Origin of the sequence: Myxococcus sp. CA039A (genome assembly GCF_013336645.1) — a bacterium.
GTDB lineage: Bacteria > Myxococcota > Myxococcia > Myxococcales > Myxococcaceae > Myxococcus > Myxococcus llanfairpwllgwyngyllgogerychwyrndrobwllllantysiliogogogochensis.
Genome location: NZ_JABUMQ010000303.1, coordinates 1 through 14,110, shown reverse-complemented (window position 1 = coordinate 14,110; position 14,110 = coordinate 1). Strand labels below are relative to the sequence as shown.

At 70.9% G+C, this 14,110-nt stretch carries 8 protein-coding genes; 7 read left to right on the top strand and 1 reads right to left on the bottom strand.

Going from position 1 to position 14,110, the window contains the following annotated elements; genetic code table 11:
- Positions 1-176: 176 nt before the first annotated feature.
- On the top strand, positions 177-1,616 hold the full coding sequence (locus HR086_RS36720) for a glutamine synthetase family protein (RefSeq protein ID WP_141645137.1): 1,440 nt from the start codon (positions 177-179) through the stop codon (positions 1,614-1,616).
- Here HR086_RS36720 and HR086_RS36715 read toward each other — a convergent pair.
- Positions 1,613-2,896, bottom strand: a complete 1,284-nt coding sequence (locus HR086_RS36715) for an APC family permease (protein WP_141645138.1) — start codon at positions 2,894-2,896, stop codon at positions 1,613-1,615. The genes HR086_RS36720 and HR086_RS36715 overlap by 4 nt on opposite strands.
- Positions 2,897-3,039: 143 nt before the next feature.
- On the opposite strand from HR086_RS36715, the gene HR086_RS36710 reads away from it, so the two are divergent.
- The 6 genes from HR086_RS36710 to HR086_RS36685 all read left to right on the top strand — a co-directional run bounded on the left by HR086_RS36710 (position 3,040) and on the right by HR086_RS36685 (position 14,041).
- Entirely contained in the window at positions 3,040-4,497 is a 1,458-nt protein-coding gene (locus tag HR086_RS36710) for a hypothetical protein (protein WP_174467958.1), read from the top strand.
- A 94-nt stretch (positions 4,498-4,591) separates the two neighbouring features.
- The gene (locus HR086_RS36705) at positions 4,592-6,112 is read left to right on the top strand and encodes a hypothetical protein (RefSeq protein ID WP_174467957.1); all 1,521 of its coding nucleotides are present in this window, start codon (positions 4,592-4,594) and stop codon (positions 6,110-6,112) included.
- A gap of 276 nt (positions 6,113-6,388) precedes the next feature.
- A complete protein-coding gene (locus HR086_RS36700; protein WP_141645141.1) occupies positions 6,389-6,880 on the top strand; it encodes a hypothetical protein in 492 nt (163 codons plus the stop codon).
- 5 nt (positions 6,881-6,885) lie between these two features.
- Entirely contained in the window at positions 6,886-7,569 is a 684-nt protein-coding gene (locus tag HR086_RS36695; protein ID WP_174459820.1) for a hypothetical protein, read from the top strand.
- Positions 7,570-7,649: 80 nt separating this feature from the next.
- Positions 7,650-9,485, top strand: coding sequence for a sigma 54-interacting transcriptional regulator (locus tag HR086_RS36690; protein ID WP_254626605.1), 1,836 nt, complete (start codon positions 7,650-7,652; stop codon positions 9,483-9,485).
- The gene (locus HR086_RS36685; RefSeq protein ID WP_174467956.1) at positions 9,482-14,041 is read left to right on the top strand and encodes an SUMF1/EgtB/PvdO family nonheme iron enzyme; all 4,560 of its coding nucleotides are present in this window, start codon (positions 9,482-9,484) and stop codon (positions 14,039-14,041) included. Before HR086_RS36690 ends, HR086_RS36685 begins: the two co-directional genes overlap by 4 nt.
- The last annotated feature ends 69 nt before the right edge of the window (positions 14,042-14,110 follow it).

Here is a 14,110-nt window from a genome sequence, read left to right as displayed (position 1 = left end):
CCTCCCGGAGGCCCTCCCAAGTGTTGCCAAACGGGCTTTAAACGTTTTTAGACCAAGGATTTAGCCTTCACTCGCCTAAATTTAGGCTTGATTTCCCGTCGCCAAATGTAAATACCTGCGCCCACGGATTCGCTGCCGCCGTTTGACGGCGGGCACCGGCCTGGAGGCACGGACACATGGAGACGAAGGGGCTGCGGACTTTCCTGGAGATTCCCTACGACGAGCTGGAGGAGCGCAACCTCAAGGTGAAGGAGCAGCGCGTCCAGCACGTGGCCGCCGACAAGGTCCGCGAGGAGCGCATCAAGTACCTCACCGACGAGCGCAACCTGAAGGCCGTCACCGTGTGCTTCACCGACCTCGAGGGTCGGCTGCACATGCTGGACTACGACAAGAAGTTCCTGCTCAAGAGCGCCGACAACCTCACCTTCGACGGCTCCTCCATCCGCGGCTTCTCCCAGCAGTCGGAGAGCGACCTGCGGCTGAACATCGACTGGGGCTCCTTCTACTGGCTGCCCTCCGACATCTTCGGACCCGGCAAGGTGCTGGTGTTCAGCGAAGTGCTGGAGCGCGACGGCAGCCCGTACCACGCGGACATGCGCGGCCAGCTCAAGCGCATCACCGAGGCGCTGTACCAGAAGGACGGCACCGTCTTCCACGCCGCGCCCGAAGTCGAGGGCTTCCTCTTCAAGGGCCGTGACGCCGAGCGCCACTACCACGAGACGGGCAAGTTCGACTTCATCTCCACCGGCGGCTACTACCACTCGCTGCCCGGAGACCCGCTGCGCGCCTTCATCGACAAGGCCGCCGAGGCCCAGCGCGCCATGGGCTTCCAGAACGAGAAGGACCACCCGGAGGTCGCCCCCAGCCAGTTCGAGATGAACTTCTCGTACAGCGAGGCGCTCATCTCCGCGGACCAGATTCAGCTCTACAAGCTCCTGTGCCGCCAGGTCGCCGCGCAGATGGACACCACCGCCAGCTTCCTCCCGAAGCCGGTGACGGGCGTCAACGGCAACGGCATGCACATGAACATGTCGCTGTCGAAGAACAACAAGAACCTGTTCTACGACAAGGCCGGCCAGGACAACCTGAGCCCCATGGGCTGGGAGTTCATCGACCGGCTGCTCACCAACGCCAACGACATCTGCCTGGTCCTCAACTCCAGCGTGAATGCGTACCGCCGCCTGGACCCGCACTACGAGGCCCCGAATCAGATCAAGGCCAGCGCCAACAACCGCGGCGCCATGGTGCGCATCCCCTACGGCAACGAGCGCTCGGCGCGCGTCGAGTGCCGCTCCGTCGCCCCGGACGCCAACCCCTACCTGGTGCTCTACTCCCTGCTCCGCACCGGCCTGGAAGGCCCGCAGCCGCAGGAGGACGCGGAGTCCAAGCGCAGCCGCACCCGCTTCCTGCCGGACAACATCTTCGACGCCATCCGCCTCTTCAAGGGCAGCTCGTTCATCGCCAACATCCTCGGTGAGAACGTGCAGTCCAAGTTCGCGGAGCTGAAGACGGCCTCCGCCGAGCGCTGCCCCAAGCAGCTGGGCGCCCGCGTGAAGACGTCCGAAATCCAGTTCCACCACGAAATCACCAACCAGTACCTCTGGAGCCAGTTCTAGGCCCTCGGCCTGGACAGCCCCAGCAGCACCAGGCCCGCCACCACCGCGACTCCGGTGGTGGCGGCCTCCCGAAGGCTCGCGCCGAACGCCACCAGCGTCAGGCCGAGCCCCAGCGTGGGCACCGCCAATATCGCGTGCACCGGCCGCAGGCCCCGCTGACGCTTCCACGAGAGCCACGCCAGCGCCGCCGCCGTGACGCCGTACTGCATCAGCACGGCGATGCTGGAGAGCGCGAAGAGCTCCGACAGGTTCCCCAGATTGACGAAGAGCAGCACCGCGCCCCACGTGACGGCCAGCGCCCGCAGGGGCACGCCCCGGGGTGACATGCCCTCCAGCCCCAACAGCGACCGGCCTCCCGACGCGAGCGCGGACAGGTAGCGCGGCGTCGTCACCATCATCCCCACGCAGATGCCCAGCGCGGACACGCTGGTGCCCGCCGACACCACCCTCGACAGGCCCGTCCCGCCCCACACTCCCGCCGCCGCGGCCAGGGGCGCGGCGCTCGTCGCGAGCTCCGGCAGCGCCGCGACACACGCCCAGACGAGCCCCACGTACAAGAGCACCGCGCCCAGGAGCGAGCCCACCGTGGCCAGCGGCACGCTGCGCTCCGACGAGCGCACCTGTCCGGCAATCACCGGCACGATTTCAAAGCCCTGGTACGCGAACATCACCGTGAGCCCCGCGCGCAGCCACGCGCCATCCGCGAGCCCCGACGTGGGCGCGATGACGGGCCGGGGCCCCGAGGCGAGTGAGAACGCGATGAGCAGCGCCGCCAGCGGCAGCAGCTTCAGCACCGTGAGCGACGTCCACGTCCGCGCGGAGACCTGGATGCCCGAGGCGACGATGGCCGCGAGCGCCGTCACCAGCGCCGAGGCGAGCAGGCGCTGCCCCACCGGACCCTCCAGCCCCAGCGACGGCGCCACCGCCTGCGACAGTCCCGCCACCACGGCGGCCGTGCTCAGGAACGCGCTGACGTAGGCCACCCAGCCGACGAGGAAGGCGACTCGCTCGCCAAAGGCCGCCCGCGCGAAGACGACGGGCCCCCCATCCGCGTCGAAGCGACGACCGAGCACCGCGAAGGCCAGCGCCACGGGAATCAGCGAGAGCCCCGTGAGCGCGAAGGCCAGCACCGCGCCCATGCCCGGCGTGGTCGCGGCGACCTCCGCGGGGGCGAAGAAGATGCCGACACCGACGATGCCATTGACGCCCAGGGCGAGGAGCTGGAGCGGACCGACCGTCCGTTCCTGAGACGCGGCGGAGACAGCGAGGGGAGCGGGCACGAACCGCAGTTCACTACAGCCACGGCCCCGGCACCAACCCACCCCCTCGCGTCTCGATATAGCCGGAGCGCCGGAGCGTTCCGTGTCGAGTGACAGGCGGCGGCTGGGAGTCGCGAGCAGCCAGGCGCCCATGGAGGCTTCCCATGCGCTGGATGGCGGTGATGCTAGGGCTGGTGTGCTCGGGGTGCGCGGTCCTCTCGCGGGGCCTGGGCGTCCCCATCGACGAGGCGGGCGAGCCCGCGCCGAAAGAGGAGACCGTCTATCTGGTCCCCCTCGCCGATGCGATGGCGATGACACGCAACATCCTCGAGGAGCAGCGCTACGACGTCTTCGAGAAGGAAGGCGGGCTGGAGCTGTTCACCTCCGCCCATGAGCCCGGCAAGGGCAGCGCCGGCTCCCGCAACTTCGAGCGTTATTACGTGAAGGGCGAGAAGCTGGGTGAGCGCAGGGCGCTGGTCCGCGTCTTCAGACTCTCCTACAGCGAAATCGACACCGTGGCGGAGACGCCGCCCCTGGCCGCCGGTGTCCGGGAAGAAGCGCACCGGAACGCCGACGGCGTGGACAATCCCTTCAAGAGAGACCCCTTCGCCGGAGCGCCCCAGGTGGAGGGCTATCGCCTGGCGCGCGGCAACCGGGATTTGGGCATCGAGCGCACGCTCCTCCAGCGGCTGGAGATGGTGCCCTCCCTGGAGCTGGTGGGCGGCAACGCCTCCGTGCCCGTGCGCTCGGTGATGATGGAGGAGTGGGCGGAGGAAGCCCCGGCGTCCGCTCCCGAACCCGAGTGCGGCGCGCCCCTGACCGGCACGGACGTGGTGATGACCGCGGGCGCCACGGTGCTGCTCGCGGACCCCCTGGGAACGCGCGAGGTGCCCTCGGCCGCGCTGCGGCTGGTGTGTGACGCGACGGCGAAGGGACTTCCCGTGGTGCTCGGCCTGTCGATTCCCTCCACCGAGCAGGCCCTGCTCGACGCCTACCTGGCCAGCGCCGGACTCGCGAGCGACGCGCAGACGCTCCTGGGCAACGGCTCCTTCTGGCGCCGCGTGTATCAGGATGGCCGCAGCAGCCGCGCCATGCTGTGGCTCATCGAACAGGTGCGCCGCCTGCGCGCCAGCGGCAAGGACGTGTCGCTCGTGGCCTTCGACGCCGACAAGGCGAGCGGCAACGAGCGCGAGGCGTGGATGGCCCGGCACGTGCTCGACTTCCAGCGCCAGCACGCCCCCGCGTGGACGCTGGTGCTCGCCGGAGGCACACACACGCGCACGCAGAAGGTCGGCTGGGACAGCGACTTCGAGCCGCTGGGCGCACGGCTCGCAGGTCAGCTGCCCTCCGTCCAGGCGCTCGATATCGGCTTCCAGCGCGGCACCCAGTTCTCCTGTCGCTACAACGTCTGGGAGGACGTGGAGTGCGACGTCTTCGCCATCAGCCCCTCGAAACAGACTCGACACCCCGTGGGCCAGCCCGCGAGCCTGGAGCTGTTCGGCGCGCCCCTTCCGGAGGGATTCCACGGCCGGCTGTATCTGGGCGCGTTGAGTGCGTCGCCGCCCGCACTGCACGCCCAGGCCCGTGCCCCTGTCGACACACCCACGCGGGCGACGCACTGAGCCGTGCGGGAGGCCGCGATATACTCATCCGCCACCGGGCGTTTTGTGTGGGAGTGACGCGCCGGGCATCTCACGCCTGGAACAGGGAGCCAAGATGCGCCGGTACGGACTGCTGCTGGGATTGATGCTCACGGGGTGTGCGTCGCTCACCCGTCCGCTCGGGGCGAACATCAACCCGGAGACAGGCCAGTTCGAAACCCCCGTCGAGGAGACGGTGTACCTGGTGCCCGTCGAGGACGCGATGATGACGGCCCGGCGCATCCTGGAGTCGGAACGCTACGACGTGCTGGAGAAGGACGGCGGACTGGAGCTGTTCTCCTCCGCGCACGAGCCCGGGAAGAACAACAAGAACCTGCGCACCCTCGAGCGCTACTACGTCAAGGGCGAGCGGCTGGGGCCTCGCAAGACGCTCGTCCGCGTCTTCCGGCTCCGCTACAACGAGATGGAGAACGTCGTGGAGCAGGGGCCGCGCGTGGCGGGCTCGATAAACCGGGACCTGCTCTCCGACCAGAGTTCGAACCCCCTGGATGCGCGGCTGGAGGCCTTCCGGACCGAGACCAACGCGCAGGGCTTCCGCCGGCAGGTCGCGCTCGAGGACCCGTTCCCGAACGCGCCGGGCATGGAGCGCTTCCGGATGGTGCACGGCGTGCGCGATTTGGGCATCGAGCGGCAGCTCCTCGAGCGGCTGGAGATGGTGCCGGCGCTGGAGCTGGTGGGCGGCAACGCGCCGGTGCCCATGCGCTCGGTGATGATGGAGGGTTGGGGAGAGACGGGCGAAGCGGGCACGGTCCGCGCGGCGGAGTGCGGCGAGCCCGTGGAGGGCGCAAGCCCCCTGCTGGCCGCGGGGCAGGTGCTGTTCGTCGCGGACCCGCTGGGCACCCAGGAGGTGCCGTCCACCGCCTTGCGGATGTTGTGCGAGGCCACGTCGAAGGGGCTGCCGGTGACGCTTGCCCTGTCGGCGCCCATCTCCGAGCAGCCGCTGCTGGAGCGCTACCTCGCCAGTGAGGGCACGTCCGAGGACGCGCAGGAGCTGCTGTCGGAGAGCGCCTTCTGGCGCCGCGTGTACCAGGACGGTCGCAGCAGCCGCGCCATGCTCTGGCTCGTCGAGCAGGTGCGCCGCCTGCGCGTCTCCGGCAAGGACGTGGCCCTGGCCGCCATCGACGGGGAGAAGGTGCAGGGCAACGAGCGCGAGGCGCAGATGGCCAAACACCTGCTCGCCTTCCAGTCCAAGCGCGCCCAGTCCTGGACGCTGGTGCTCACCGGCAGCGTGCACGCGCGCACCGCGAAGGTGGGCTGGGACGGCGACTTCGAGCCGTTCGGCGCGCGCGTGGCCCGGGCCCTGCCCTCGTCCGTGCGCGCCCTGGATGTGGGCTTCAAGCGCGGCACCCAGTTCGCCTGTCGCTACAGCGTCTGGGAGGACGTGGAGTGCAACGTCTTCGCCATCAGCCCGACGAATCAAGCGCTGCAGCTCTCCAAGGTGAACGAGGGCGTGCAGCTCTTCGACGCCGCGCGGCCGGACGGCTTCCACGGGCGGCTGTACCTGGGCACGCTGAATGCCTCGCCCCCGGCGCTGCAGACGCAGAGCAAGGTCGCACAGCTCGACGCCGCGAAGTAGCCCGCGACAACCCCTGTCGTGAGCCTGGAGCCCCGGCGCCCGTAGGTGGCCGGGGCTTCGTCATTCACACCCCGGCAAGATTCGCCGGGGACGGCAAGCCTTGCCGGTCCGAAGACCGCGCCGTGCGGCAACTCCTGCCGGGGGGCGTGTCCCCTCCCTCGAAAGGCGGGCCGCCAGACGCTGGCATCTTCGTTGCTCTTCCCTGTCCCAGCACGCCACCCGGGTTTGCGCATGACGCGACATCTCGGGGGTGGCGCGCAGGACAAGGAAAATCCCATGACGAAGAATACGTTCAAGAAGTCGGTGGCGGCGCTCGCGCTGCTCGGTGCCCTGCCGGCGGTCGCCGGTCCCGCGACCTACGCGGGCGCGCTGTGCACGTCCGTGTCGGGCTTCGCCGCGCCCAGCATCTTCCGCAGCGGCCGGCTCATCAACCAGACCGGCGGCGCCATCGAGGTCGTCTGTCCCGTGCAGCGCAACGTCGTCGCCCCCTCGTTCAACGAGAACGTCTCCTTCCTCATCACCGCGCGAGACCCGCACCTCACCGAGAACGTCTGCTGCACCGCGACGCTGACCGAGCCCGACGGGACGGCCATCACCGCTGACTCCGGCTGCACCGCCGGCGCCGACACCGCCAACCCGAAGACCATCTCGCTGAACCTGGCGACGGCCTTCGCGTCCGTGAACGGCTACATCGCCCTGCGCTGCGAGCTGCCGGGCCCCTACTCCGGCTTCCAGTCCACGCTCTCCAGCTTCTACATCTCGGAGTAGCCACCATGTCCAAGGTCCGCTGGGGAGTCCTGGGGTTGGCTGGAGCCACCGTGGCCGTCGCCGGAGTGTGGAGTCTGAGGGGGGATGTGCCCATGCAGGGCGCGACACCTCCGGCCGTCGCGGAAGTTCACACCGGACCTCCAGCGGACCTGGAGCAGGAAGTGCGCGCGCTGCGCGCGGAGTTGGAGGCCCTGCGCCGCGCACAGGGCCGCCTGGAGCAGCAGCCCCATGTACCGGCGACGCCTCCGGGGGGGAGCGTCACCGCGAAGGAGGAGGGCTCCGAGGGCCCGGACACCGCGCCCACGAAGGAGGCCGAGCAGGCGGCGCAGGAGCAGCGTCGGCGGGAGCGGGTGATGGAGCTGGACGCGGAGCTGGAGGCCGCCGCGAACACGGAGCCTCGGGACACGCAGTGGGCGGTCCCCACCGAGTCGCTCGTCACCAGGTCTTTTCAGGGCCCGGACTTCACGGGCTCGCGGCTCACCCGCGTGGAGTGCCGCACCCACCTGTGCACGCTGGAGGTGGAGCATGACAACGGTGATGCCCAGGCGGAGCTGTTGACCTCGCTGTTGCGCGTACAGGGCCTGCGGGGGCAGGCCGTCGTACGTCCCCAGAACGAAGGGGGCCGCCGAAGCTCCCGCGTCTACCTCTCCCGGGCGGGAGAGCGTCTGCCCATGACGCTGCGCAAGTGAGCATCCTTCGCTCGGGTCCCAAGCGGCTCCTTGTTTCCTGGGTACCCCTGGGTTGCTCGACTCGACGCGGGCGTGCCAGCATGGACGACCGCTTGATGTCCGCTCCGCCTCCCAGTGCTCGAGACACCCGCCCCATCGGCACCCCCTCGGAGCCTTCCGGGACGGGCGCGGCGTACCTGCTGGTGTTGGAGGGCGAGTCGTCGTGGCGCTTCCCGCTGCCGGCCGAGGGCGTGGTGCTGGTGGGCCGCGACGACAAGGCGGACCTGAAGCTGAAGGACGAGAGCGTGTCGCGCCGTCACGCGCGCATCCTGGTGACGGACGAGGGCGCGCGGGTGGTGGACCTGGGCAGCCAGAATGGGACGTCCATCAACGGCCGCCAGCTCGAGGATGCGCGGCCGCTGTTGTCGGGAGATGTGCTCTCCTTCGGAGCGGTGGTGGCGGTGGTGCGGGCGAAGCGCCGGCCCATGCCCGCGCGCAGGGCGCTCGACGCGGACCGGTTGATGGGGCAGTTGCGCGAGGAGGTGGAACGCGCGCTGCGCTATGGCCGGCCGCTCACGGTGCTGACGCTCGCGCTGGCCGAGCAGGGTTCCTCCGAGCGCGAAGCGGTGGAGGCGGTGCTGGGCTCAGACGCGGGGCCCGCGGAGGCGGCGGGCTGGCTGGACGGTGAGCACCTGCTGTGGCTGTTGCCCGAGGTGTCGGGAGATCCAGGCGAGGAGGGGATGGGGGAGCGCGTGGAGGCGCTCTTGAGTGCGTGCCCTCGCGCGCGGTTGGGCTCCGCCACGTGTCCGTCGGATGGCTGTGACGCGGAGACGCTGGTGGCCGCGGCGCGCACGGCCGCGCGGACAGCGGCGCCGGGGGGCTTCGCCTCGGCGGCGGAGGACATCACCCGGGTGTCGCTGGGCGAGCGCACGGTGCTGGTGGCGGACCCGGCGATGGCGCAGCTCTACGCGCTTTTGCGCAGGCTGGCCGCGAGCGAGCTGCCGGTGCTGGTGTGCGGAGAGACGGGCGCGGGCAAGGAGAACGCCGCGTTCGCGGTGCATCACTGGTCGCGTCGCTCCTCCGGTCCCTTCGTGCCCGTCAACTGCGCGGCCCTTCCGGAAGGCCTGGTGGAGAGCGAGCTGTTCGGCCACGAGCGCGGCGCGTTCACGGGTGCCACCACGTCGCGCGCGGGGTTGCTGGAGAGCGCGCAGGGCGGCACGGTGTTCCTGGATGAAGTGGGCGAGCTGCCCGCGTCCGCGCAGGCCAAGCTGCTGCGCGCGCTGGAGGTGCGTCGCATCACCCGCGTGGGAGATACGCGGGAGCGGCCCATCGACATCCGCGTGGTGGCCGCCACGCATCGGGATTTGGAGGCGGAAGTCGCGGCGGGGCGCTTCCGGCAGGACCTGTACTTCCGGCTGGGCGCGGCCACGGTGCTGCTGCCTCCTTTGCGGGAGCGGCCTCGCGAGGTGCCCATGCTCGCGCGTGACTTCCTGGAGCGGGCCTGTGTGGCGCTGGGGCGTGGGGAGTTGGAGCTGGCGTCGGGCACGTTGCATGCGCTGTCGCGGCACACCTGGCCGGGCAACGTGCGCGAGCTTCGCAACCTGATGGACTACGTGGCGGCGGCGGTGACGGGCGACGTGGTGGAGCCGCACCACCTGCCGGCGCGCATGTCGAGCGGGCGGACGGTAGCGCAGGCGGAGGTGGTGGAGCCGGAACCGGAGCATGCGCTGGCTCCGGCGCATCGGCCCCGGCTGCCGCTGGCGCAGGAGATTCGGGAGCTGGAGCGACGCAGGATGCAGGAGGCGCTGGAGGCGGCGGAGGGCGTGCAGACGCGCGCGGCGGCGCTCATCGGAATGCCCATCCGGACCTTCTCGTTCAAGCTGAAGCAACTGGGACTGCAACCTCGCTCCGCGCGCCGAGGCACCTCGCCGGAATGAGCGCGCCACCCGGGCTGCTGGAGCCCCCCCGCGAGTTCGAGGAGTACCAGGTGCTGCGCCCCCTGGGGCGTGGCGCCATGGGACAGGTCTTTCTCGCGCGGGACACCTTGTTGGACCGGCTGGTGGCGGTGAAGTTCATCGCGACGCCCGCGGGGCGACTGCCGGACGCGGTGGCACGCGCGCGGTTCTTCCAGGAGGCGCGGGCGATTGCCCGGCTCCAGCATCCCAACGTGGTGGCCATCCACCGCGTGGGTGAGGTGCGCGGCCAGCCGTATCTCGTGTCGGAGCTCATCCGAGGCGAGCCGCTGGACACGCTGCGGCGTCCGATGGACGGGCGGCAGGTGCTGGTGCTGGGGATTGGACTCGCGCGCGGGCTCGCGGCGGCGCACCGCTGCGGGGTCCTGCACCGCGACATCAAGCCCGCCAACGCCATCCTCTCCGAAGAAGGTGAGGTGAAGCTGCTCGACTTCGGGCTCGCGGAGTCGTGGACGGGCGAGGACGGTCCTCGCGCGCTGGTGTGGACGGGGGGCGCGAGCACAGCGGGTCTTCGAGACGCGCGTGACGAGGGACGAGAGGCGCCGCTCGACACGGGACGGAGAGAGGCACCGCGCGCGACGCGCGACACGGGACAACGAGAGGCACCTCGCGAGACGCTCGACACGGGACGGGGAGCTGGCCGGGAGGATGCGCGTGGGGGCACGGAGCCCGATGTGGAAACGCGCCTGGTGTCACATGTTGGCGGGGGCACCACGCCGAAGGCACAGGTGCAAACGCGTCCCATGACGCCACCTGGCGACGCCACCCCGCTCAACGCGCTGGTGCAGACCTGGCCCATGACGCCTCCTGGCGACGCCACCTCGCCAACGTCCCGGGTGGAGACGCGTCCCATGGCGCCTCTTGGCGAGAACGCCGCGCCAGGACAGCCAGCGGAGATGCGTCCCATGGCGCCTCCTCGCGAGAACGTCGCACCAGGACAGCCAGCGAAGACCCGTCCAGTGGCGCCTCTTGGCGAGAACGTCGCGCATGGGCAGCCCGCGGAGACGCGTCCAGTAGGGCCTCCCGTCGAGGACATCGCGCCAGGGCAACCAGCGGAGACGCGCCCGCGACTCGCCGCTCCGTCAGCGCCGCATGCACGAGATGCTCTCGCGAACGAGCATCCATCAAGCACGTCGCAAGACCCGGCTCCCTCGGCGCACGGAGAACGAAGCGGAGCACCACGGCCGACGACGGACCCTCGCGAGGTCGCGAGCCCTCGCGACGACTCGTCTCCCGGTGGCCCCTGGGATGGCGTGCCCCCCGCGCACCGAGGACCCTCGCCCCTTCCGCTCACCGTACCCGGCACGCCGCTCTATCTCGCCCCTGAACTCTGGCGCGGTGAGCAGGCCAGCCGGGCCAGCGACATCTACGCGATGGGCGTGCTCCTCCACGAGCTGTGCACTGGCACCGCGCCCCACGAAGACGTGCCCCTGTCCGACCTCGGGCGCGCCGTACTGGAGCAGCGCCCTCGCCTGCTCGTGGAGCAGGACCTCGACCTTCCTCCCGGACTGGCCGCCGTGGTGGACCGCTGCCTCGCCCTGGCCCCCGAGCAACGCTTCGAATCCGGAGACGCGCTGCGCGAGGCCCTGGAAGCCCTGGCCCACTCCGCTCACACCTCTCCCCTGCCCTCCGGCAATCCCTACCGGGGACTTCGCACCTTCGAGGCCGAGCACCGGGGCGTCTTCTTCGGCCGCAAGGCGGAGCTGGGTGAGGTCCTGGACCGGCTGCGCGGCGAGCGCTTCGTCCTGCTCGCGGGAGACTCGGGCGTCGGCAAGTCATCGCTGTGTCGCGCCGGAGTGCTGCCCGCCATCGCCAGCGCCGGACGCGGCGACGACAACCCCGCGTGGACCATCGTCTCGTGGACTCCCGGAAGGCACCCGCTGGAGGCGCTGGCCGAAGCCCTGGCACCCGTGCTCGAGGAAGGCCCCGATGCGCTCCTCGCGCAGGTGGCCACCGAGGAACCCGGAGCCCTCGCCCGAGCCCTGCGCCGTCGTCCCTCGGGCGCCCCACCGGTGCTCCTCTTCATCGACCAACTCGAGGAACTCGTCACCTTCTCCGAGCCCACCCAGGCCACGCGGCTCGCCGAGGAGCTGGCCCTCGCACTGCACCGGGTTCCGCGCATCCGCGTGCTGGCCACCGCGCGCAGTGACTGCCTCACCCGTCTGGTCGCCTTGCCGGGCCTGGGAGACGAGCTTCCCCGCGCGCTGTACCTCGTCCGCGCCCTGTCCGAGCGAGGACTGCGCGAGGCCGTGGAAGGTCCCGCCCGCGCACTCGGCGTTCGCTTCGAGTCCCCCGCGTTGGTCGACACACTCGTGACTTCCGCCGCACGCGCCGACGGCGGACTTCCACTGTTGCAGTTCGCGCTGGAAGCACTGTGGGAGGCACGCGACGTCGCGCGAGGCACCATTCCCGCCGAGGCGCTGGCGTCACTCGGCGGCGTGGAGGGCGCGCTGGCCCGTCATGCGGACGCGGTGGTGGAGAAGCTCCGACCGGAACAGCGTCCCCGCGCACGGGAGCTGCTGCTGGAGCTGGTCACTCCCGAGGGCACGCGACTGCGCCGCACTCGCGAGGAGTTGCTGCGAGGGCCCGGCGATGACAACGGCCGCGCGGTGCTGGATGGCCTCGTGCGCGGTCGCCTGCTCACGGCGGGCGAGGCCGAGAGCGGCGAGGGTGTCTACACGCTCGCGCACGAAAGCCTGCTCACGGGCTGGGACACGCTGCGCGGCTGGCTGGGTCAGGATGAGCAGCGCCGCGCCATACGGCACCGCCTCGCTCGCGCCGCCACCGAATGGGCACGACTGGGCCAACCTTCCGAGCTGCTCTACGCGGAGCGACAGCTCACCGAGGCGCGCGCCGCCGGAGTGCTTCCCGAGGGAGCAGGCCAGGAGGACTTCCTCGCCCGCTCGCACCAGACGGCCCGTCGTCGCCGGGCCGCACGCTGGACGGTGGCCATCGCGGCGCCGCTCGCGCTACTGGCGGTGGTGGCGGTGACTCGCGTGCAGTCGCGCGCGCAACTGGAAGCCCGCATCGCGCAGCACCTCGACGAAGCACGAAGACACCACGACGATGCCCGCGAGAAGGACGCGACGGCGCGGCGACTGCGCCAGGAGTCCCTCGCCCTCTTCGACACGCCGGGCCCCGAGCGGCGCGAAGCCGCCGAGACGCTGTGGGCGCGCGTCCGAGACGAGGAGCAGGCAGTCGAAACCCTCTCGCTGCGAGCCCAGGCCGCGCTGGAGACGGCCTGGGGCCTGGACCCGGGGAGCCCTCGGGTGAACGAGCCCCTCGCGGACCTGCTCGCGGAGCGCGCGGAGCGTGCCGACCGACAGCGACAGCCTGAGCTGCGCACCCAACTGCTCACGCGCCTCGCCGCCTACGACACATCGGGCCTGCGACAACAGAAGCTGGTGGCACCCGCGCGCGTCTCCATCAGCACCTCGCCTCCGGGCGCACGGGTGCGACTGCTGAAAGCCACCCCCGACATCTCTCCAACGAGCGACACGGCGCGGCCCTCGGACTCACCTGCGCCACCGGCATCCTCCGGACAAGACCTGGGACAGACGCCGTTGCGTGAGCTGGAGCTTCCCGCGGGCTCTCATCTGATTCTGGTGGAGGCACCGGGTCGCTTCCCCGTGCGAGCCCCCATCCTGGTGCGCCCGGGCGAAACCCTCTCCCTGGACCTCGCGCTGCCCGAAGCCTCCGCCGTCCCCGAGGGCTTCGTGTACGTGCCCCCCGGCCGCTTCCTCCAGGGCGCATCCGAGAGCGAATTCCTGCGCCGGGCCTTCTTCTTCTCGCCCCCGCTGCACGAGCTGGAGACCGGCGCCTATCTCATCGCCCGGCACGAGGTGACGTTCGGCCAGTACATCACCTTCCTGGAGACCCTCTCGCCCGAGGAGCGCACCGCGCGCATGCCGGGCTCGCGGCGGCGCCTCACGGTGGTGGACCTGGCCCAGGAGCCGGACGGACGGTGGCGCCTCAACCTGCGGCCGGCCTCCGCCAGCTACAGCGTGCTCGACGGAGAGCGCCTGCGCTACGGCAAGCGAGACCGACGTCTCGAACAGGACTGGCTGCGCTTCCCCGTGTCGGCCATCTCCTTCGTGGACGCGGAGGCCTACGTGGCCTGGCTGGACCACACCGGCCAGGTCCCCGGAGCGCGCATCTGCACGGAGCACGAGTGGGAACGCGCCGCCCGGGGCGCCGACGGACGACGCTACCCGGGGGGCGACTGGCTGTCCCCGGACGACGCCAACCACGACGTGACGTACGGCCGAGAGCCCGGAGGCTTCGGACCCGACGAGGTCGGCAGCCACCCGCGCTCGCGCAGCCCCTTCGGCGTGGACGACCTCGCGGGCAATGTCTGGGAGTGGACCCGCTCCAGCGTGGACCCCACCAAGCCGTCCGCGCAGGGCGGCAGTTGGTACCAGAGCGACCTCACCGCGCACTCCGCCAACCGGGACCGAGTGGAGCCCACACAGCGCGAGGCCCTCATCGGCCTGCGCGTCTGCGCCACGCCGCGCCCCTGAAACGGCAACCCTCGCCGGACCCCGGCAAGTCTTGCCGGCCAGAACCGCCACTTCACCCCACTCCCCGAG